The sequence below is a fragment of the Xanthomonas sp. 60 genome (genome assembly GCF_011761925.1).
This window is the reverse complement of record NZ_JAASQW010000001.1, coordinates 51,157-72,258: the sequence shown is the minus strand read 5'-3', so window position 1 is coordinate 72,258 and position 21,102 is coordinate 51,157. Positions and strand designations below refer to the sequence as shown.

Here is a 21,102-nt window from a genome sequence, read left to right as displayed (position 1 = left end):
GACAGCGGGCGTGCTTATCGATTTATCGACGCGCCTGCGCCTATAGTCTGGCAACTGCAATGGAGGGCATGGCCTGTGAAGCTTCGTTCGGTGTTCCGCCCTGCCCGACTCGCTCTCGTGTCGGGGCTTTTGACCAGCCTGAGCGCGTACGCAGAGCCGCCGCCATCAGGCAAAGACGGCCAGGGAGGAACGCGCAAGGTGGACATCGTCGAAGGCCCCACGTTCAACGGCCATACCTACACGACCGCGCCAGTCGAGGCGAAGCTTGGGCCACACCGGTTCAACTTTCCGGCCAACTACTACGATGACCAGATCGGCCCCCACGTTGGCGGCGGCGTGGGCATCACGTTGATTTGGCCTGAGATGAAGCCGGGGGATCCGGGCGCGAGGCGCTTGCGGTCACCGGTCTATCGCTATCGCTCGGTGATCGTTTCTATCGACTACGTGGACAAGGTGCCGATCGCGGATTTGATGGAAAAATCCGTGAGCAACGACGTGCTTAGGCCCGAAGGTACCATCCATGAGCGGGATCCCTTGGACAGGCTTGATCAACGTCTGCGTGGCGCTGAAACCATGGGCCTTACGCCGTATCTGATCGACAAGAGCAAGCTTGCGAAGTACGCCGAAGACTTCCAGAGAGAGACCGGGCTGGTCTATAGGGGAGCGGAGCTCAACTCGGAAGATTGGTATATCGCCAGATCGGCGACGGAGGCGATCGACACGTTCATCAAGTGCGACAGCGCTGATCGCGTGTCGGACGGGTTGGTTATCGAGGGTAAAGAGCTGATTTCGGACGGCAGCCATCGAGTCGCATACTGCACCCATACTTTCGTTGACTTAAGCGATAGCCTTGATATACGGATGATATATCCTCGTGTTGTTTTACGTGATTGGAAGCGAATGGAATCAACGGTTCGCGATGTTCTAGCCAAGTACAAAGTTCAATGATTGGCTTACGCGGAGAACAGGACGATGAGTGGACTGATCCAGAAGGATATGGACGTCCTCACGGATTAGGCGAATAAACGAGCAGCGAGCTTTATAGGAATTATTTGGCCCAGCTTCCGGGTGTGGACGGATATGGCTTCCTTTAGCGATTTGTTGACGCGCCTGTTCCTATAGTTCGCCCAACTGCAATGGAGGGCATGGCCTGTGAAGCTTCGTCTGCCGTACCGCCCTGCCCGACTCGCTCTCGTGGCGGGGCTTTTGACCAGCCTGAGCGCGTGCGCAGAGCCGGCGCCATCGGGGAAAGACGCTCAAGGAGGAACTCGCAAGGTGGACATCATCGAAGGCCCCACGTTCAACGGCCATACCTACACGACCGCACCGGTCGTGGCGAAGCTTGGGCCACACCAATTCAACTTTCCGGCAAATTATTACGACGACCAGATTGGGCCCTACGTCGATGGCGGCGTGGGCATCACGCTGATATGGCCTGAGATGAAGCCTGGGGATCCGGGGGCAAGGCGTTTGCGGTCGCCGGTCTATCAGTTCCGCTCCGTGGTCGTTTCTGTCGACTACGTAAATAAAGCGCCGATCGCAGGTTTGCTGGAGCGTCTGGGGAGCACCGACCATACCTACCCCGCGGATTCGATCTACCAGCGGGACCCCATGCGGCGGCTTGATCAACGGATCCGCGGCGATGAGACCTTCGGCCTTACGCCTTACCTCATCGACAAATCAAAGATCGCGCAGTTCAGTGCTGATTTCGAGCGTAAAAGCGGCGCGCCCTACAAAGGCGTGGAGCTGAACTCGGAGGACTGGTACGTCGCGAAAGACGCGTCAGGCTCCATTGCCACCCTTATCAAATGTGATAGCGCCGACCGTGTCCCGGATGGGTTGGTCATCGAAGGAGAGGAATTAGTGGCCAATGACGAAGGGCGTTTCGCTGGCTGTACTCATTATTTTGTTGATCTAGACGACAGGCTTGCAGTAGAGATGACCTATCCGCGGGCTGTTTTACGAGATTGGAAAGAAATGGAATCAGCGGTCCGTAATGTTCTAGCCAAGTACAAAGTTCAATGATTGGCTTACGCGGAGAACAGGACGATGAGTGGACTGATCCAGAAGGATATGGACATCCTCACGGATTAGGCGAATAAACGAGCAGCGAGCTTTATAGGAATTATTTGGCCCAACATCCGGGTGTGGACGGATATGGCTTCCTTTAGCGATTTTTTGACGCGCCTGTGCCTATAGTTCGCCCAACTGCAATGGAGGGCATGGCCTGTGAAGCTTCGTCTGCCGTACCGCCCTGCCCGACTCGCCCTCGCGGTGGGGCTTTTGAGCAGCCTGAACGCGTGCGCGGAGCCGCCGCCGTCAGGCAAAGATGCCCAAGGAGGAATGCGCAAGGTGGATATCGTTCAAGGCCCCACGTTCAACGGCCATACCTACACGTCCGCGCCGGTCGAGGCGAAGCTTGGGCCACACCGGTTCAACTTCCCCGCGAATTACTACGATGACCAGATCGGCCCCTACGTTGATGGCGGCGTGGGCATCACGCTGATCTGGCCGGAGATGAAGCCTGGGGATCCGGGCGCGAGGCGACTGCGGTCGCCGGTCTATCGGTATCGATCAGTGATCGTTTCCATCGACTATGTGGACAAGGTGCCGATTGCGGATTTGATGGAGCGCATGACGACCACTGACTTTATCGTCCCGGCAGATTCGGTGTATCGGCGGGATCCAATCCGTCGTCTTGATCAGCGGATACCCAGCGACGAGGTTTTCGGCCTTACGCCCTACCTGATCGACAAATCAAAGATCGCGCAGTTCAGTGCCGACTTCGAGCGTGAAAGCGGTGCGCCCTATAGAGGCATTGAGTTGAACTCGGAGGATTGGTACGTCGCAAGAAATGCATCAGGCTCCATTGATACCCTCATCAAATGTGACAGCGCTGACCGTATCCCAGACGGCCTGGTAACTGATGGGAAGGATCTCGTTCCCTCTGGCACCGATCGTATTGCTCATTGCACCCATTATTTCTTCGACTTGAGTGACAGCCTTTCCATTCGATTGATGTATCCCCGGGTTGTTTTACGTGATTGGAAGCGAATGGAATCAACGGTCCGCGACGTCCTGGCGGAGTACCGAGTCCGCTGATCGGATCACAAGGAGGGCAGGACGATGAGTGGATTGACCGAGAAGGATGTAAAAGTCCTTTTGCATTACGCAGACACGGGGAACAGAGAGCTCTACTGGAATTACCTCGCCCAGCTGCCGGGCGCTGATGGCTACGGCCTGCTCGCACTGGGCGTAGTGAGGAACGATAGCCTGCCTGGCCGCGTTGCGAACAACTACGCCCAGGACTATGCGTCTCATCAGTCAGAACGCGGCAAGCACCTACCTGATCGTCATATGTCTGAAAGACAGTGGGACGAATTCGGGAGCACGTTGCTTTCTCGGGATCTGGAGCGACGAGTGCAGTGGTTGGAGAGCGGTGACCCACAGCGCGCTCTCAACCTACCAGGCAAGGATGTCCAGCAGGCACACGATGCAGCCTTCCTCGACCACGGGCTGGACCCCAATTGCTGGACGCCGCGCCTTCTACTCGAAGCTGTGCGCGAAGCCAAGGGCGATGAGGCAGGTGAGCGTGTCTGGCGGTCGATGCTCAACAATGAGCTCGGCGGCGCGGTGCGGGTGTGGGACACCAGCGGCGCAGCACTTGGCGCCATGCCGAAGGCCGAAGCGGCGGCTTACCTGGGCAAGCTGACGCTTCTGGAAGCGGGGGCCATCTACGACCGATCGAACACAGATCCAAACGTCGTCGGATCGGTCATGCGCTTTCATGCCTACGATGAGAAGGCATCGAAGTGGTACAGAGTGGATACAACAGACCCGTATTTCGTCCCAAGGGAGGAGCGTGATCCGGCGAAGCTGGCCGAGTTGAACGACGTACGGGCGCTACGGTTGGAGCGTCAGGCAAAAGCCACGCAGTTCCATGCCGAGGATCCCAACACCTCCATCATGGCAAGCCCGAAGACCGCCGCGCTTGATATCCCGCAGAGGGGAGAGCCGCCACGGCAATTGGCGGATTTGAAGGCGGGAGATCCGAGCTACGCGCTCTACACGCAGATCGCCGAGGGGGTCAGAGGATTGGATGCGGCGCATGGACGAAGTTTCGATGCAACCAGTGAACGGCTGACAGCCAGCCTGCTGGTGCGCGCCAGGGAAAGTGGGCTGGATCGCGTTGACCATGTCCTGCTGAACACGCAGACGGCCACGGCCGCAGCGGGCGAGAAGGTATTCCTTGTGCAGGGTGCTTTGGACAACCCCGCGCACAAGCGGGTGACGATGACCATGACGGACGCCCTCCAGTCACCAGTGGAGGTGTCTCTGGCGCGAATCCCCGCGGCCGAGGAACAGGCCAGGCAAGTGGCGGCGGTGCAGGTTGAGCAACAGACGGTCGCGATGCAGTCCCAGCCGCTCCAGATGGGTTGATTGCGGTGTGTGTCGTACTAGACGCGCTGCCTGATGGGGGGTGCGCATAGGGACCTCTTCGCTTTGGTCAGTGATTGCGATACGTTCCATGCCCACAACTTGGTGCCGCCTGCATTTTTCCTCATAGCCAACGGGCACTTATCGCACGCAGCATGTCCGGGCCAAGCAACGAAGAGTGCTGGCCGGGATTGGCATCCCGTCGCAAGGAAACTATGAACTCTGTTTTGCCCCTTGGGCACGGCTGAGAATGCATCGTCTCGTCGATTACATGGCGGGCGATGTGAGGGGATCCCTGATCCGCCGGTTCGTTTCCTTGCCCGGTATGCCAACCCGCATCGCCCGCCACCTCGCGCCTCGGCGCAGGTGGCCCACCGCTATGCGAGGCCCTCGAAGCGTGATTTCCCCCGTAGCTCTCCCCGTCTGTACGCCCTGCTGGGCGAATCCATGAAGACCCTGCCGCTGCACTTCATTGAGAAGCTGGAATCGCTGCTTGAACAACCCTTGTACGGCAGCACCCCTCATCTCTACGTGGTCGGCAAGGAGACGGGCGCACCGCCGTACGCGAACGAAGATCCCCCGACCGCTCCAGCGCCGTCCGGCGCGTCTGTCGCCGCCGCCTGGATGCTTCAGCAGCGGGACAAGGATCGCTGGGTCTCGGCACGCTTCCAAGGGTTGTCCACCGTGCTGGAACTGCTCCACGCGGTGCAGTTGGAGCGCGGCGGGACCGAGGCTGAGCCGATGATTGGCGAGCACCTCGTGGAGGGCCTGCTGGTGGCCGGCCGGCTGTTGGCAGGGCATCGGCTTGAGGCGTCTGTCTCTCCTGCGTCGACGTCTTAGGGATAAAGCGCAAGGCGGTGGAGCGTTTCGCCAGAGCGCACTTTCCGTCCTCTGAGGCTCTTTCTGAAGATCCCTTTTTTTCCCACAAGGAAAAATTAAGGCTGACATCGACGACACTCTGGCCGACAGACCTCGACAGCCCGGTCGGAACTTCGCTATTGGTCACCACAACGCATGCATGAACCGGCGTCTACTCCGTCGCTACACGAGTTCGCCGCCGACGGAGCCAGTGCTGGCGGTACTTTGCTGCCCAGTACCAGAAGCTCTGACGTTGGCGTTCATATCAATTAGAACCGAGGCGCGCGTCCGTTCTCTATCGCGAATGCGCGATAGATGAAAGTTCTCTTGCACGTGCGGGAAGATCCTGACGCTCAGCCGCCTTGAGTCGAGAACATTTTGGATATCCAGCCGTCCAGCTTGACGATCCTGCCTACGTAAAAGTTCAGTGCCCAATGTGAGCAATGCTGCTTCAGTTCCAGTCATCGCTTGAGCCAGCGCTTGACGCTGACTTCCATCCTCGAACAAATAGACGAGGTTACTCGCTCCTCCCGAGGGTTCGCCACACAACCTTCAGTGGGGGCGAGGCTCTACTCTTGAGGGACGATCTACCTACCGCACTCAAAACCTGCGCAGAGAAAGGCCTAACCACTCGGATTGTGAGCAATGGCTTCTGGGGGAGACGTGCCGAAGGGGCGCTGAAAAAGAGCAATGACCTGAGGTCCGCCGGGCTGTCTGAGCTTAACCTCAGTACTGGAGCCGATCACATCAAATATGTACCTTTAGACAGCGTCTTGAATGCGGCTGAGAGCGCTATTGCTCGTGTAATGCGCACCTTGATCACGGTCGAAACCGATACAGATGCGGTCCCGAGGAGACACCGACGAGCGAAGTATGGAGGAAGAGACCAAGCGTTTGACGACCCGGCGCAAGTCGGCGCTGGTGCTTGAGATCCTCCAAGGCAAGGCCACCATAGCTCCGGCCCCAGCTCAAGGGCTGGCAGGTGCGCAGACGCGCACGTGGGCAACGGCCCAAGGTCGAAACAAAGGTCTGTCATGCCAAACGAGCCGACCTACGATGGGCTACCGACCTGTGCCGTGTCCGGGGCGGCAAGGACGGCTAGCTGAGCCTGGCAAACTGCAGCACGCGGCGGCTGCTGGGCTGGCACCTGTCACGCACCGGCGAGTATAGTACTGCGTCAGCCGCTCTGGAGCAGGCTTTAATCACCCGCTTTTGCACGCTGAGACGTGTGCCAAAGTGTTTCCTGCTGCGCTCAGATAACAGTATGGGCTTCATCAGCCGTGACTACACGTGCCTGGTGCGCAGCTACGGCCTGAACCAGGAATTCATCACGCCGCACTGCTCGCAGCAGTACGGGATGGTTGAGCGTGTCATCCGGATGCTCAAGGACCGGTGCGTGCATCGCTTTCGCTTTGGGAGCCAAGTCCATACCCTGCGGATCACTGGCAACTGGGTTGGCTTCTTTAACCAACAGCGCCCGCATCAGGGGCTCAAGACGATGACCCTGGGAGCGGCTTGTCCGGCTACATCAACCGCCCGACCTGAGCAGAAGCCGGTGAGTCATGACATGACTGGCTAGCCTCTCTTTCGCCCCGCGTATAAAGCCAGATCACTCGCAGTAATGCATGATGAGGGCACCAGCTCGTAGTGCTCTTCGGACACAACACGAATCTCATCGTCCTGGACGGCAAGTTCGAACATGGCAATCTTGTTTGCGGTAATGAACTGCGCAGATACAGGGCGGCAGACCAGCGCAGGGAATTTCTCTTTGCAGCAGGCTATGTCTTGTTCCGTCTGCTGCCGGCCATGTTTGTCCTTGCCACCCTTTGCTTGCACAGGAACCACATACTGCGCACCGTTACGATCCAGGCCGACGTAGAGCTCATCAATCTCAATCTGTCCGATGTCCTTCACCGTAGTGCGCAGGTGATTCTGCAACGACGATGCGGTGACGCCTAGGAAGATATCGATCAATCGGTTGTAGCGGACCTTGGCCAGCAGCGCCTGTTCATCGCCCAGCGCATGGGCCGCAATGATCTCGGGCGTGGCATCTGGAATCTTGACAACCAACTGATTTGCGCGTGGGACGATCAAAAGAGGGCGCTCTAACCGAAACTCGTACTTCGCACGCCCTGCACCATAAATGCCCCACTCGAAACCTTCCGGAGCCGTCGCCGTGATGGACGCAGGCAAGCTGTTGCGGTATTTGAACGAGTAGATAGTATCGCCAAGGTTCTTCGGCAACCGAATTCCTCGCTCTGCTGCCGCATGCTCGAACTCATTCCGCTGAAAAGGCACCCTGGCACTACCGGGGGTAAAGTTCTTTCGGAATACCTCGCCAATGATCTCAGAATAGCGGTTGAGTTTTTTTGGTTTCTGCGGCTTTTCCACATTGTGTCCTTCGCAAAAGTTTCTTCATTGTCGTGCTCCGGCAGATCTCTAGCTCAGAACACTCGATAGCTTGTTCGCCAACTTGCCGCGCTACTTGGGCTCACTCTCCCGGGGCACCATCACCTGACACCCAAGCCCGATCAACTGCCGACGCTTGCGCCTATCTTGGCGGATGTTAGCTTCAATCCTCGGCTCTCAATTACCTGTTCTGGGCTTAAGCACCCGTACACGAAGCTCAAGGCGGTCCTCGACGAAGAAGCGAGACGCGTTAGCCGAGTCTTAAGGAATCGACCGGACGGCAGCCTTTGACTTCGTATGTCCCGATTCCCGATGATATCAGCCAACGACCGCGCCCCGCGGTAGTGCCGGCCCGTCCAAGGTTGCTGGTCTCTTTCCATGAGACTGACTGGCCGCATGATGAGCGCGCGAGAGGGCACCGGCCCAGTGGATCTCGACGCATTCTCCGATCGACATTCAGCCTAGCGGGCCTTATAATTACTCCATGACCAGACCTATCGGAATCGACCTCTTCGCAGGGGCCGGCGGACTTAGCCTAGGCTTTGAGCAAGCGGGCTTCGATGTTGTGGCCGCTGTTGAGATCGACCCAGTGCATGCAGCAGTGCATGCGTTTAACTTCCCCAACTGCGCCGTCGTCCCGCGGTCCGTTACCGACCTCACGGGCGATCAGATTCGTGTCGCCGCGGGGGTGGGCCAACGGAAGATCGACGTCGTATTTGGTGGAGCTCCTTGCCAGGGGTTTTCCTTAATCGGCCGTCGTGCGCTTGATGACCCGCGAAATTCGCTGGTGAAAGACTTCGTACGGATCGTTCGTGAACTCGATGCGGACTATTTCGTCTTCGAGAACGTGAAGGGTCTGACGCTGGGTAAGCATCGCAAGTTCCTGGAGGAGCTCATTCAGGAATTTGAAGCATCCGGTTACGACGTTGTTAAGGACTGGAAGGTACTTAATGCCTACTCCTATGGTGTACCTCAGGACAGGCAGCGGCTTTTTCTCCTGGGCGCCAAGCGTGGCCTGAATATCCCCACTTATCCTCATCCAGTGACGGCGAAGCCGGGGCTCAAAGGCTCGTTGCTGCCCGATGCACCTACGTGTATAGAGGCACTGGACGACCTGCCCGATGCCGAGAGCTTCCCTGCGCTAAATGTTACTGATGAGGTCAGAGTTAAGAAGTTTGGTAAGAGCACGCGTTACTCCGCGCTGATGCGCTGCGAGGACGTACAGGGCTGGGCGTTTGGCTACCGCCGTGCGTGGGATCCACTGCTACTTACATCCAGCATGCGCTCTAACCACACGGAGCTTTCTCGTGCTAGGTTCGCGAGCACCTTGGCTGGGCAGGTTGAGCCGATTTCCCGTTTCCTTAAACTGCCCCCGAAAGGTGTCAGCAACACGTTACGCGCGGGGACGGATGCGGCACGCGGCGCATTTACCAGCCCCCGGCCGATTCATTACAAGTGGAATCGCTGCATTACGGTGCGTGAGATGGCACGCCTTCATGGGTTTCCGGATTGGTTCCGATTCCACGAAACCAAGTGGCACGGGGCGCGGCAAATTGGGAACGCGGTGCCGCCACCACTGGGCAGGGCCATTGCTGGGGAGCTTTTGAAAGCTATTGGCGCCACACCGGAGCGCCCAGCTAACGAGTTGGCGATGGGTGGAACTGGCTTGCTCAGAATGAACTTGGCTCAAGCTTCTGCTTATTGGGGTATTCCCAGCCCCATTGCGCAGAGAGACAGGAAAAGCGGTAATCGATCATCCACCAATTCGTAGCCTCACGCACGTCCTCCACGCGTGCGAAGAGGTATTGATCCAACACTTCTTCACGGAAAATTCGGTTAAAGCGTTCGATGAAGGCGTTCTGGTTGGGGCTTACTTGGTTGGATCTATCGCAACGCCATGGCGCTGATTTTGGCGGACTGCGTAAGCGCCTCGCCGAGGACCTCAGGGCCGCTGTCCGACCGCAGAATCTGCGATAATCCGTCATCACGTTTGAGCTACTCAAACGTGCGCGCCAGACTACCGTAGTTTAGAGAGATATTCATCTCAATGTGCAACGCCTCGCGGCTTAAGTCATCGACTACATTGAAAAATTCGGAACCGTTTGCCGCAGGCCGATGCGTCAGTCGTTGGTAGGTCGCCGTGCTGATACCAGATTGTCGACGTAGACCCTTCACCGCGAGCCTGCACCGCCCTGATTGACGATCATGATGATCTGCGTCTCTGTGGATCTTGATCTGCGCATGCGACCCTCTGGCGGCAACGATCTCACAAAGGTCTAGTTATCGGGCGCCTGCCTGCCGGGAGAGCTTACTATGCCACCAAAGTTACTATTCCATACACAGCATGAAGCCTCCCTGAGGCCATTTCCGCATGGTAGGTTGTCTATCAGTATGCCAATTGGCCTCCGACCAGGAAGCCAATGGCCAGTTATTTTGAAAAGCGCTTTTTCACGTCCAATCGGCTTGCCGTTAGGGTAGGACTCCAAACTTTCACGCCGCTCAACCTAGGAGGGACGACATCAGGAGAGCGGCTAATCGTAGAAGCTTTAGTAATTTCCGAAGGCAGCAGTCGGTGGGCTTTTTATCGCGCCTGGACGTAAAACTCGCATTGACGCACTAACGCTCCGCCTGAATTGATCGAACTCGATCTGAAATTGCTCTAAGGCCATCTACGGAACATAATCCCGATAGCCGAACCTTTATATTTAAATTACTTGACTTACTTCCTGTTACATTACGCATGCGACATATCAAGAGAGGCAAAGTAAAGTCCTTGGCGGAGACGTACTTGGATATGAAGCAAATGCGCGTCTCTACTGACGAAGAAATCTTGGCCCACGCCTCGTCCACAATTGTGTCACCAAACCGCTGCCGAAGCGCACCCTCGATCTCATAAGCTATTGAGTTAACCTTATCGTAGTCCACATCACCCGCTTGGTTCTTGCATACACTTTTATATGCTCTAGATACCGTCGGAAGTCCTGACTGAAGAAGGTGGCTAACAGCAAACCAGTGAAATAGAAGAGCAAGCCCGGAGGTTGACTCGTTCCTCCAATTAACGTAGCCATATAGATCCTGTATTTCCTCCAGCGAAAGTTCAGGAGATTCTTCAAACATAATCTGAAGAATTGCCGGCTCATCAATCAAGAAGTTTTCAATGCAATAAACAGGCAAGACGCATACGTTGTCGGGTGGCGGCTCTTCGCCAGTCAGAAGGTAGAGATCGCCATCAACGATAAAGATTGAATCTGCAGATCCGGCGGAAGCTTCTTTGTTTGCGGCCGCAATGACCTCGCTCCTCCCGCCCAATGGGAATACTCTGTCGATAGAGACCCTCTGATCAGAAAGCGCCCTTCCGAGCATGGTTGAAAAAATTTTCCTATAACCGTCCGCTGTATCTTCGATGTACACATCGACGTCATTATAATTTCTATGAAAGATTGCCTCCGCATATCTGGCAGCAACATTTCTTGTCGGAAATCCATAATCGTGTGTGGACATATTTTAACCCACCAGCGCGCATTTTTCTTTTCGGAAACCAACAATTTCGGGTGAATGGGTGGCAAATATCATCTGACTACCCGACCCTCTTGAAATTTCATCAACAAGGCGCTCCTGCCATCGTAGATGGAGTGATATCTCCGGCTCGTCTACAATCACGACGCCTTTGTCGCTCCGAGCAAACCATGCGTGAGCCAGAAGAATCAAAAGCTGCTTTTCACCTGAAGACATATTTGGAAGTGATATTTCTGCGCCATCTTGTAGCACCTTCAACTTCCCAAGTGAATCTACCGAAACACTCTTTCTTGAGTCGCGCAGAAACCCATTGATACTTTCGAGGAAGTTCTTCACCGGCTCATAGAATCTCTCAGCCTGTTTTTTCTGCTTATCCATTTCCGCAAGCAGCTTGTGGATTCGAAGAATTTGAGACTTATTCATCAACCACTCGATGTTGACCCCAGCGTTGCTTTCCTCAAGTACTGCCTGAATCTTCGAAAAGAACCTATTTATTTGAAGCTCAGCTAGGCGATTTCCACCCAAATTCATGGCCAGGGCTTCTATTTCTCGACGCCGGTCAAGAAGCCCCTGAAATTCTGCTGCACTCTGAGCCCTGCCAACTAGAGATTCCGGATCAAATTCTATGTAGTCAAACATGGAGTCTACGATGATATTGATGAGACGACCTCCCGCCCCGTCGCTCACCTTCCTATATTTTCTGTAAGCTTGCTCTACTAGCACTTGACACCTATCAAGCCCCTCTTGAACCCCCCTGCCCAGGACCTGCTTTCTCATGGCAAATGAGCGCGGCGAAGCATCGTCTTCGTAGTAGAACGATTCATTCTCATAACGACTGGCCCTTCTTTCCAATCCGAGAAATAGAGGGCGCCTAGACTTGAGAAATCTTGGATGTATCGTGGATACGGCGTGTACGAGCTCAACTCGCTGATCTTCAACGTACGCCTCTATTCGGTCAGATTTTGAGTACATATTAAGTTTGTCGTCATCAAGCTGGGACGCCTTGAACGGCACGTCCATCCCGTTTACTAGAAACGACAGATGCTTTCCAGTACTTTTTACACCAACCGAACTTAGCTCAGAATCATCCGTCACCGACACGCGTATTTCAGAGAATCGGATTGAGAGCAAGGTATATAAGTCTAGCGTGAGAACAGCTTGCATCAGACGCAGCGCGGTGGTCTTTCCACTTCCGTTGATACCAACTAGAAACGTCATGTCTGAATTAAATTCAATATCGAAGTTATATCGATTATGGACATTCCTTGCCACCAGTCTTTCGATTCTCACTTATACTCCTTTCCATGGTTAGATGTGTTGGTTGCAGTAAGGCCACCGGCCATCGACTTGAAATGGATGGCATGTGTAGCGGTTGCCGGAGGGTCTTCAGGTGCGATTATGCTTTCGTCAGAAGCACAAAAAAAGGCGGCCTCTCGGCCGCCTCTTTCGTGTCAATTAATTGACGAAGTCAAACCCCAACAGGATTAGCCTTCTCAACATCAATCCCGTACGTCTTGATCGCCCGGGCCACATCCTTCCCGGTCATCTTGCCTTCCTTCGACAGCGCCGCGATGGCCGCATGCGCGATGTAGTACCGGTCAACCTCGAAGAACCGGCGCAGGTTCGCACGTGTATCCGAACGCCCGAACCCATCCGTACCCAGCACCGTGAACGTCCCCGGCACGAACGCACGAATCTGGTCCGCATACGCACGCACGTAGTCGGTCGCGGCAATCACCGGACCCTGGCGGCCTTCCAGCAGCTGCGTCACGTACGGCGTGCGCTGCGTGTCTTCCGGGTGCATGCGGTTCCAGCGCTCGGCATCGAACCCATCGCGACGCAGTTCGTTGAAGCTCGGGCAGCTCCAGATATCGGCCGTCACACCGAAGTCCTTGTCCAGCAGCTCGGCCGCGGCAATGGCTTCGCGCAGGATCGTGCCCGAACCCATCAGCTGCACGCGCAGTTCGTTCTTTTTCGGCTTGCCGGCGTCGGTGAGCAGGTACATGCCCTTGACGATGCCTTCGGCCGCACCTTCCGGCATTTCCGGATGGGTGTAGTTTTCGTTCATCAGGGTGATGTAGTAGTACTCATCAATCTGATCTTCCATCATCGCCTTAGTGCCGTGCTGCAGGATCACCGTCACCTCGTAACCGAAGGTCGGGTCATAGCTGCGCACGTTCGGAATGCCACCGGCGGCCAGATGGCTGTGGCCATCTTCGTGCTGCAGGCCCTCACCGTTGAGCGTGGTGCGCCCTGCGGTACCGCCCAGCAGGAAGCCACGCGTGCGCATGTCCGCCGCCTGCCACGCGATGTCGCCCACGCGCTGGAAGCCGAACATCGAGTAGTAGATGTAGAACGGCAGCATCGGCACGTTACTCACCGAATAGCTGGTACCGGCGGCCATCCACGAAGAGATCGCGCCCGGCTCGCTGATGCCCTGCTGCAGCACCTGGCCGCTCTGGTCTTCGCGGTAGAACATCAGCTGGTCCGCATCCACCGGCTTGTACTTCTGGCCGAACGGCGCGTAGATGCCGATCTGCCGGAACAGGCCTTCCATGCCGAACGTACGCGCCTCGTCGGCCACGATCGGCACGATGTGCGGGCCCAGTTCCTTGTCACGCAGGGTGATGTTCAACGTCTGCACGAAGGCCATGGTGGTGGAATACGAACGCTCGCCACTGCTCTTGAGCAGGCGCTCGTAGTTTTCCAGCTTCGGCACGGTGAAGCTCTTGCTGGCCTTCTGGCGACGCTGCGGCAGGTAGCCGCCCAGCGCGGCGCGACGCTCCTGCAGGTACTTCACTTCCGGCGAATCCGGGCCCGGGTTGTAGAACGGCACCTGGCCATCGGCCAGCTGCTCGTCGGTCACCGGAATGTTGAAGCGGTCGCGGAAGTGGCGCACGGCCGCATCGTCGAGCTTCTTGGTCTGGTGGGTCGGGTTCAGTGCCTCGCCGGCGCTGCCCATGCCGTAGCCCTTGACCGTCTTGGCCAGGATCACGGTCGGCATGCCCTTGGTGTTCACGGCCTGGTGATAAGCGGCATACACCTTGTGCGGATCGTGGCCACCACGGTTGAGGCGCCAGATGTCATCGTCGGACAGGCCCGAAACCATCGCGGCCGTCTCCGGGTACTTGCCGAAGAAATGCTCGCGGGTATACGCGCCGCCGAAGGCCTTGCAGTTCTGGTACTCGCCGTCGACGGTTTCCATCATCAGCTTCTTCAGGACGCCATTGGTGTCCTTGGCCAGCAGGGCATCCCAGTAACCGCCCCACAGCAGCTTGATCACGTTCCAGCCGCCGCCACGGAACACGCCTTCCAGTTCCTGGATGATCTTGCCGTTGCCGCGCACCGGGCCGTCCAGGCGCTGCAGGTTGCAGTTCACCACGAAGATCAGGTTGTCCAGGCCTTCGCGGCCGGCCAGCGCGATCGCACCGAGGGTTTCCGGCTCATCGCTCTCACCGTCGCCGATGAAGCACCACACCTTGCGGTCGGACTTCTCGATCAGGCCACGGTTTTCCAGGTACTTCATGAACTGTGCCTGGTAGATCGCCGCCAGCGGGCCCAGGCCCATGGACACGGTCGGGGTCTGCCAGAAGTCCGGCATCAGCCACGGGTGCGGGTAGCTGGACAGGCCGCCACCGTCGACTTCCATGCGGAACTTGTCGAGCTGTTCTTCGCTGATGCGGCCTTCCAGGAACGCGCGTGCGTAGATGCCCGGCGCGCTGTGGCCCTGGATGAACAGCAGGTCGCCGGGGTGGTTCTCGCTCGGCGCGCGCCAGAAGTGGTTGAAGCCCACGTCATACAGCGTGGCACCGGAGGCGAAGGAGGCGATGTGGCCACCCAGGTCGCCCGGCTTGCGGTTGGCGCGCACGACGGTGGCCATCGCATTCCAGCGGATGATCGAGCGGATGCGCCATTCCAGCTCGGCGTTGCCCGGGCTCTTGGCCTCCAGGCTCGGCGCGATGGTGTTGACGTATTCGGTGGTCGGTGAGAACGGCAGGTACGCGCCCGAACGACGGGTCAGCTCTACCATGCCTTCCAGCAGCTGATGCGCGCGCTCGGGGCCCTCGACATCAATCACGGCCTTCAACGACTCGATCCACTCCTGGCTTTCCACCGGGTTCGGGTCGTTGTTCAGCAGCTCGTTCAACCAGTTCATTAGCGCTCCGATTTACCGCACGCACGCGCGCGACTGTTATTGATTTCTAGACCGTGAAGTGTAGCGCACCCATGGCTTTCGTCACTTCTCTACGGGTGCGTATGGTCGTAAATGGCCCATGTCCCGCTGACCTGGCCAGCCCTGTCCAGGCCAGTGCTGGCGGGGCATTGGCCGGCCTGCGGCGCCTGCCGACTTGCTGTACGGCGGCTGCCATGCCATTGATCGACGCTGGAAAAACCGGTTCACGCGCTTGGCCTCCTGCCTGCCGCCTTCCGCTCCGCCACGACGCCCGGGCCGCAGCCTGCGTACCCGCCTGATGCTGTGGTCGTGCCTGGTGCAGGGCGCATTGTTGCTGACGCTGGTCTCACTGTTCTATCTGGGTGCACGCTCGCTGGTGCGCCAGCAGGCCGAGCGCGAACTGGTACACCTGGCCGAGCAGACCGCGCGCAGCCTGGGCAACACGCTGCGTTCGGCCGAGATCAGCGCCGAGATGCTGTTGGCGCCACTGCGGGACCAGCATTTCGACACCGAACAGCTGCACAGCCTGCTGCAGGCGGCGGTCACCGCAGACCCGAACGTGGATGGCGCACGCGTGTTCATCGAACCCGGGCGCCTGCCCGGCGTTCCGGCAGGCTACGACTGCCATGCCCAGCTTCGGCTGGGCGTGGTGGAGCGCCGCTGCAAGGGCGATATCAACAACGAAGAGGCAATGCGCCAGCTGCGCGTGCACTCGCCGATGTGGACCGCGCCCTACGCCAATGCCGACGCCGGCGGCCGCCTGTTCATCACCCACACCATCCCGCTGCACGCCACCGGCCATGCGCTCCCGGCGGGGGTGGTCAGCGTGGATGTCCCACTGCAGCGCCTGCGCCTGGACCTGGGCCGCCTGCCCGGGGCGGTGGGACTACGCGCCACGCTGCTGGCGCCGGACCAGCGGGTGGTGCTGAGCAGCACCGACGGCGTGCGCGCCGGCCTGCCCATCCGCGATTACCTGCGCCTGCGGCCGGACCTGGCCCCGTTGCTGGGTCATGGCAGTCCTTCGGCAGGCAATGAGCTGGACCACCGCTCCAGCGAAGGCGTCCGCTTCCTCACCCGGGTGGCGGCCCTGGAGCAGCCGGGCTGGCGGCTGGTGCTTTCGGCCGACCACGATCTGCTGCTGGCCGACCTGCGTGCAGTGACGTGGGGCACGGTGGCGCTGGGGGTGCTGGGCCTGGTGTTGTGGCTGCTGCTGGTCCGTCGCCACGCCCAGCGTCTGCTGCAGCCCATGGAGGCGCTGACCGCCGCCGCGCGGCGCTTCGACGCCGGGCACTTCGAGCAACCGCTGGTGGCGGGCGAACAGGACGACGAGGTGGGCCAGGTCAGCCGGGCCTTCGAGCATGCGCGGCGGTCCATCGTGCAGCAGATGGCCACCATCGCCGAGCTGGCCAGCGCGCGCGAGCGCAACCAGAGCGAACTGCGCATCGCCCATGGCATCCAGCAGGGGATGCTGGCCGAACCGCCACAGCTGACCGGCGGTGGCTACCAGCTGCGTACCTGTGCCCTGCTGGTGCCGGCGCGCGAGGTGGGCGGTGATTTCCAGCACGTGGCCTGCATCGCCCCCACCCGCCTGTGCTTCGTGATTGGCGATGTCTCCGGCAATGGCGTGCCGGCGGCGCTGTTCATGGCCCGTGTGCTGACCATCCTGGAAGCAGCGATGCACCTGCACCAGCACCCGGACCGGATCCTCGCCGATGCCGCGCGTACGCTCGCCGACCGCAATGAGAGCTGCATGTTCGCCACCGTGCTGTGCGGCGTGGTGGATGTGGCCACGGGCATGTTCGAGCTGGCCAGCGCAGGCCATGAATCGCCGCTGCGGCGGCAGGTCAACGGCCGCGTGCGGGTGCTGCCGGTCCGCAGTGGCGCCGCGCTTGGCATCCCGAACGAAGACGGTTTTCCGCTCTCCCATGGCGTGCTGGCCGATGGCGAATACCTGGTTGCCTACACCGATGGCATCACCGAGGCGCAGTGCCCGCAGCAGACCTGGTTCGGGCTGGATGGCCTGCGTGCGGCGGTGGCGGCGGTGGCCGATGACCGCTTGGTATGCGCCCATACGGCGCGCGCGCTGGAGCGCTTCACCGGCAGCGAGCATGCCCACGACGACATGGCGCTGGTGGTGATCGGCCGGCATGTGGTGCCGTCGCCGGTCACGCTGCAGGCGCCGGCCACCCTGAGCGGACTGCAGCGCCTGCTGGCCTGCCTGGAAGACGGCCTGCGCGCGCGTGGCGTGGACGGCGAGCAGGTACACCGCGCGCAGTTGGTGGTGGATGAGCTGTGCGGCAATGTGATCGCTCACCAGCGCGATCTGACGCATGTGACTCTCGACGTTGTGGCAACCCCCACTGACGATGGGCTCGTGCTGGATGTCCGTGATGGCGGGAGTGCATTCGATCCGACCACGGTCCCCACGCCCGATCTGGACGCGCCGCTGGCAAAGCGCCCGATCGGGGGGCTGGGACTGCACCTGGTGCGCTCGCTGTCGTCCTGTTTCCAGTACCGGCGCCGCGAGGGCGTCAATCACATCCACCTGGTGCTGCTGCCGGCAGGACCGCCCAAGGAGTAAGCCATGTCCCGCCTCAACCTGCGTATCGATGGGGGTGATGGCCCTTACCAGCGCATGCACCTCAGTGGCCGGCTCGATGGCAGCACGCATGCCGCGCTGGACCAGGCACTGGAGCCGCTGCTGCATGAAGGCACGCACATCCTGGAGATCAATCTGGCCGGGCTGGAATACATCTCCAGTGCAGGCCTGCGTTCGATCTTCCGGGCCCGCAAGATGCTCGGCGCGCATGCCGGACGCGTGCTGCTGATGCAGCCCCAGCCGCCGGTGCGCAAGGTGTTCGAGCTGGTGAAGGCGGTGCCTGTGGACGAGGTGTTCGCCTCCCAGGACGAGCTGGACGACTACCTCGCCGCGATCCAGGCACGCATGGCCGAGGATGACCTCTGACCCCTGATCGGCGATAGGTCATTTGCGTCATCCTACATTTCGATATATCGTTTCGATACCGCTTTCCGATATATCGAAATGGCGCACCCTGCCTCTCCCGTCCGTCCCCCCCGCGCGCTCAGCCGCGGTGACCTGCGCCTGCTGGTGCTGGCGCTGCTGGCCGAGCAGCCGCGGCACGGGTATGAACTGATCCAGCACATCAGCGCCCTGTTTGTACGGGCCTACACACCGAGCGCGGGCACGATGTACCCGCTGCTGGCGAGCTTCGAGCAGCTCGGCTGGATCGTCGCCGAGGACGAAGAAGGCGACCGCCGTCGTTTCCGTATTACCGACGCCGGGCTGGCGGAGCGGCAGGCCCGCGCCGCGGAGGTGAAGGATGCACAGCATCGTGCACGCCACCGCGCGCGGGAGATCGCCAAGGCCGCCCTGCCAGCGCCCCTGCGCGATGCCCTGCGCCAGTTCAAGGGCGCTTTGCTGCACCACCACGGCCGCTGGCAACCCGGCGAAGCCGAGCAGGTGGCCGAACACCTGCAGCGCGCCGCTCGCCAGCTGATGGCACCCGACACCGCAGCGAGCTCGCCAGGCGATGCCCCGCTCCCCCCTGATTCCACCGAGGATTCCTGATGACCCCCCATGAAAACACGCGCCTGCGGCTGGACGTGCGCTTGCGCCACCTGACCGTGCTGCGCACCGAGGCGATCACCCCGCGCATGCGCCGCGTGGTGCTCGGCGGCGAGGATCTTGCCGGCTTCGAGTCCCCCGGCGCCGATGACCACGTCAAGCTGTTCTTCCCCAACGCGGATGGCGAGCTGGTGCTGCCGACGATGACGCCCGAGGGGCCGAGGTATCCCGAGGGCAGCACGCCCTCGCCTGCACGTGACTACACCCCGCGCGGGTGGGACCACGAGGCCGGCGAGCTGGCGATTGATTTCGTGCTGCACGGCGACCACGGCGTGGCCGGTCCGTGGGCCGCGCGCGCACAGCCCGGTGACCGGCTGGTGGTCGGGGGGCCGCGTGGCTCGTTCGTGGTCGCCGACGACTACGATGGCTACGTGCTGATCGGCGATGAAACCGCGTTGCCGGCCATCTCACGCTGGCTGGAAATCCTCCCGGAAACCGCCGAGGTCCAGGTGTTGATCGAGGTGGCAGACGAATCGGAGCGGCAGGACCTGTGGCAGGGCGACAAAGTGCGCATCCAGTGGCTGGAGCGCAACGGGTTCGCGGCCGCCAGCAGCACCCTGCTGGAAGACGCATTGGCCGATTTCGAGGCACCCGAGGGCGATACGTTCTACTGGATCGGCACCGAATCACGCCGGGCGCGCATGATGCGCAAGTTCTTCGAGGGCCATCATGCGGTGCCGCGCGACTGGATCCGCTCGACCGGCTACTGGAAGGCGCACCCGGAGGACACCGACGGCGATTGAGATCAGCGTGCGGGAATCGACCAGGCATCGCCCCTGCGGCAACGCGCGTGGAGCGATAATGCGCGCATGACCACCCTCTCAGCTGCATCGCTCAGCGCTGCCCTCGACCGCCTGCAGGCGGATGCGTCCACGTTTGACAGCACGCTGGCCGCGGCCGGCGACGCCCCCTTGCTGCGCCCCGCGTTGCAGGCGCTGCTGACCGCGCGGCTGGCCGCACTGAAGGCCGACGACGAGGTGGGGCAGGTGGCCGATGTGCTGCGCCGGGACCAGAAATACGCGCCCGCCGGCCGCCCCTCGATCCATCTGGTGCAGCTGCGCAAGCAGCAGGCCGGCGCCAAGCAGGCCGCGCTGGTAGCACGCCAGGCGCATGCGCGCGCCGCGCAGGATTTCGTGCGCGCGCTGGCGCTGAAGATCACCCCGCGCCTGACGCCGGTGGCGGTGACCGACCGCTGGCTGCAGCAGGCCATCTGACCGCCTGCCAGCACCCCGAAAAAAACGCCCGCTTGGAAGCGGGCGTTTTTCATTGCGACGCTGGACGGCGCTGGATCAGGCAGCCGGCTTCTCGCCAGTGGCTTCGGTGGTGATGCGGATCTTGACGTCGTCGCTGACGTTCGGAGCGTACGCGCCCACGCCGAAATCGCTGCGCTTGATGGTGGTGGTGGCATCGAAGCCCGCCGCAGGCACCTTGGCCATCGGGTGCTCGCCGCCGCCGTTGATGGTCACATCCAGGGTGACCGGCTTGGTGATGTCCTTGATGGTCAGGTCACCGGTGACGGTCAGCTTGTTGGTGCCCGCCGATTCCACCTTGGTGCTCTTGAAGGTCGCAGCCGGGAACTTGGCCGAATCGAAGAAATCGGCGCTGCGCAGGTGTTCGTCGAACTTGGCGGTGAAGCTGTTGAGGCCGGTCAGCGGCAGCTTCACTTCAACGCTGGACTTGCTCACGTCGGCGGCGTCAAAGACCAGCGTGCCTTCGGCCGAACCGAAGTGCGCGCTCGGGTTGGAGAAGCCGAAGTGGCTCCACTGCGCCAGCACGTCGGTGTGCGACGGATCGATCTTGTAGGTTCCTGAAGCAACCTGCACGGCGGTGGCGGCCGGTGCGGCATCGGCGGCGGGGGCGGCCTGCTCGGTGGTGGCCGGCGCGGTGGCATCGGCGGCCGGCTTGGCCGCTTCGTCGGCCGGCTTGGAGCAGGCGGCCACGGCGAGGGTCAGGGCCAGCGGGAGCAGCAGTTTGCGGGTAGTGTTCATTTCAGGTCTCTCTCGATTCAGATGGAAGAAGGGCAGCCAAACTCGACCCGTCCCGAAGGGGACGGACCGATTCA

At 60.1% G+C, this 21,102-nt stretch carries 18 protein-coding genes; 12 read left to right on the top strand and 6 right to left on the bottom strand.

Annotated elements, in window-relative coordinates; translation table 11 throughout:
• The first annotated feature begins 75 nt into the window (after positions 1-75).
• From FHY09_RS00325 to FHY09_RS16340, 6 genes are all read left to right on the top strand, one after another.
• A complete protein-coding gene (locus FHY09_RS00325) occupies positions 76-948 on the top strand; it encodes a hypothetical protein (protein ID WP_166923047.1) in 873 nt (290 codons plus the stop codon).
• 327 nt (positions 949-1,275) lie between these two features.
• Positions 1,276-2,025 (top strand): hypothetical protein, encoded by a 750-nt coding sequence (locus FHY09_RS00320; protein ID WP_166923045.1) that lies wholly within the window; start codon positions 1,276-1,278, stop codon positions 2,023-2,025.
• A 204-nt stretch (positions 2,026-2,229) separates the two neighbouring features.
• On the top strand, positions 2,230-3,102 hold the full coding sequence (locus tag FHY09_RS00315) for a hypothetical protein (protein WP_166923043.1): 873 nt from the start codon (positions 2,230-2,232) through the stop codon (positions 3,100-3,102).
• Positions 3,103-3,126: 24 nt separating this feature from the next.
• Entirely contained in the window at positions 3,127-4,440 is a 1,314-nt protein-coding gene (locus tag FHY09_RS00310; RefSeq protein ID WP_166923041.1) for an XVIPCD domain-containing protein, read from the top strand.
• A 444-nt stretch (positions 4,441-4,884) separates the two neighbouring features.
• Positions 4,885-5,277, top strand: coding sequence for a hypothetical protein (locus tag FHY09_RS00305; protein ID WP_166923039.1), 393 nt, complete (start codon positions 4,885-4,887; stop codon positions 5,275-5,277).
• A gap of 1,282 nt (positions 5,278-6,559) precedes the next feature.
• On the top strand, positions 6,560-6,874 hold the full coding sequence (locus FHY09_RS16340; protein WP_456362659.1) for an integrase core domain-containing protein: 315 nt from the start codon (positions 6,560-6,562) through the stop codon (positions 6,872-6,874).
• On the opposite strand, the gene FHY09_RS00290 is transcribed toward FHY09_RS16340, so the two are convergent.
• Positions 6,871-7,686: an endonuclease gene (locus tag FHY09_RS00290; protein ID WP_166923037.1), complete on the bottom strand. Its 816-nt coding sequence runs from the start codon at positions 7,684-7,686 to the stop codon at positions 6,871-6,873. The two genes, FHY09_RS16340 and FHY09_RS00290, sit on opposite strands and share 4 nt — an antisense overlap.
• A 502-nt stretch (positions 7,687-8,188) precedes the next feature.
• Here FHY09_RS00290 and FHY09_RS00285 point away from each other — a divergent pair.
• Positions 8,189-9,475, top strand: a complete 1,287-nt coding sequence (locus FHY09_RS00285; RefSeq protein WP_166923035.1) for a DNA cytosine methyltransferase — start codon at positions 8,189-8,191, stop codon at positions 9,473-9,475.
• On the opposite strand, the gene FHY09_RS00280 is transcribed toward FHY09_RS00285, so the two are convergent.
• The 4 genes from FHY09_RS00280 to aceE form a co-directional block, all read right to left on the bottom strand.
• Positions 9,375-9,689 carry an integrase core domain-containing protein gene (locus FHY09_RS00280; protein WP_166923033.1) on the bottom strand — a complete coding sequence of 105 codons (315 nt, stop codon included), beginning with the start codon at positions 9,687-9,689 and terminating at the stop codon, positions 9,375-9,377. The genes FHY09_RS00285 and FHY09_RS00280 overlap by 101 nt on opposite strands.
• Positions 9,690-10,320: 631 nt before the next feature.
• On the bottom strand, positions 10,321-11,205 hold the full coding sequence (locus tag FHY09_RS00275) for a DUF4435 domain-containing protein (RefSeq protein WP_166923031.1): 885 nt from the start codon (positions 11,203-11,205) through the stop codon (positions 10,321-10,323).
• A gap of 3 nt (positions 11,206-11,208) precedes the next feature.
• A complete protein-coding gene (locus tag FHY09_RS00270) occupies positions 11,209-12,510 on the bottom strand; it encodes an ATP-binding protein (RefSeq protein WP_166923029.1) in 1,302 nt (433 codons plus the stop codon).
• Positions 12,511-12,688: 178 nt separating this feature from the next.
• Positions 12,689-15,376, bottom strand: a complete 2,688-nt coding sequence (gene aceE / locus FHY09_RS00265) for a pyruvate dehydrogenase (acetyl-transferring), homodimeric type (protein ID WP_166923027.1) — start codon at positions 15,374-15,376, stop codon at positions 12,689-12,691.
• Positions 15,377-15,626: 250 nt separating this feature from the next.
• On the opposite strand from aceE, the gene FHY09_RS00260 reads away from it, so the two are divergent.
• From FHY09_RS00260 to FHY09_RS00240, 5 genes are all read left to right on the top strand, one after another.
• Positions 15,627-17,975, top strand: coding sequence for a SpoIIE family protein phosphatase (locus tag FHY09_RS00260; protein WP_166923025.1), 2,349 nt, complete (start codon positions 15,627-15,629; stop codon positions 17,973-17,975).
• A 3-nt stretch (positions 17,976-17,978) separates the two neighbouring features.
• A complete protein-coding gene (locus tag FHY09_RS00255; RefSeq protein WP_166923023.1) occupies positions 17,979-18,359 on the top strand; it encodes an STAS domain-containing protein in 381 nt (126 codons plus the stop codon).
• Between the two features lie 78 nt (positions 18,360-18,437).
• On the top strand, positions 18,438-18,983 hold the full coding sequence (locus tag FHY09_RS00250; protein ID WP_166923021.1) for a PadR family transcriptional regulator: 546 nt from the start codon (positions 18,438-18,440) through the stop codon (positions 18,981-18,983).
• A complete protein-coding gene (locus FHY09_RS00245; protein WP_166923019.1) occupies positions 18,983-19,783 on the top strand; it encodes a siderophore-interacting protein in 801 nt (266 codons plus the stop codon). Before FHY09_RS00250 ends, FHY09_RS00245 begins: the two co-directional genes overlap by 1 nt.
• Before the next feature lie 66 nt (positions 19,784-19,849).
• Positions 19,850-20,254, top strand: coding sequence for a hypothetical protein (locus tag FHY09_RS00240; RefSeq protein WP_166923017.1), 405 nt, complete (start codon positions 19,850-19,852; stop codon positions 20,252-20,254).
• A gap of 75 nt (positions 20,255-20,329) precedes the next feature.
• Here FHY09_RS00240 and FHY09_RS00235 read toward each other — a convergent pair whose 3' ends face one another.
• Entirely contained in the window at positions 20,330-21,028 is a 699-nt protein-coding gene (locus FHY09_RS00235) for a YceI family protein (RefSeq protein ID WP_166923015.1), read from the bottom strand.
• Positions 21,029-21,102 lie beyond the last annotated feature (74 nt).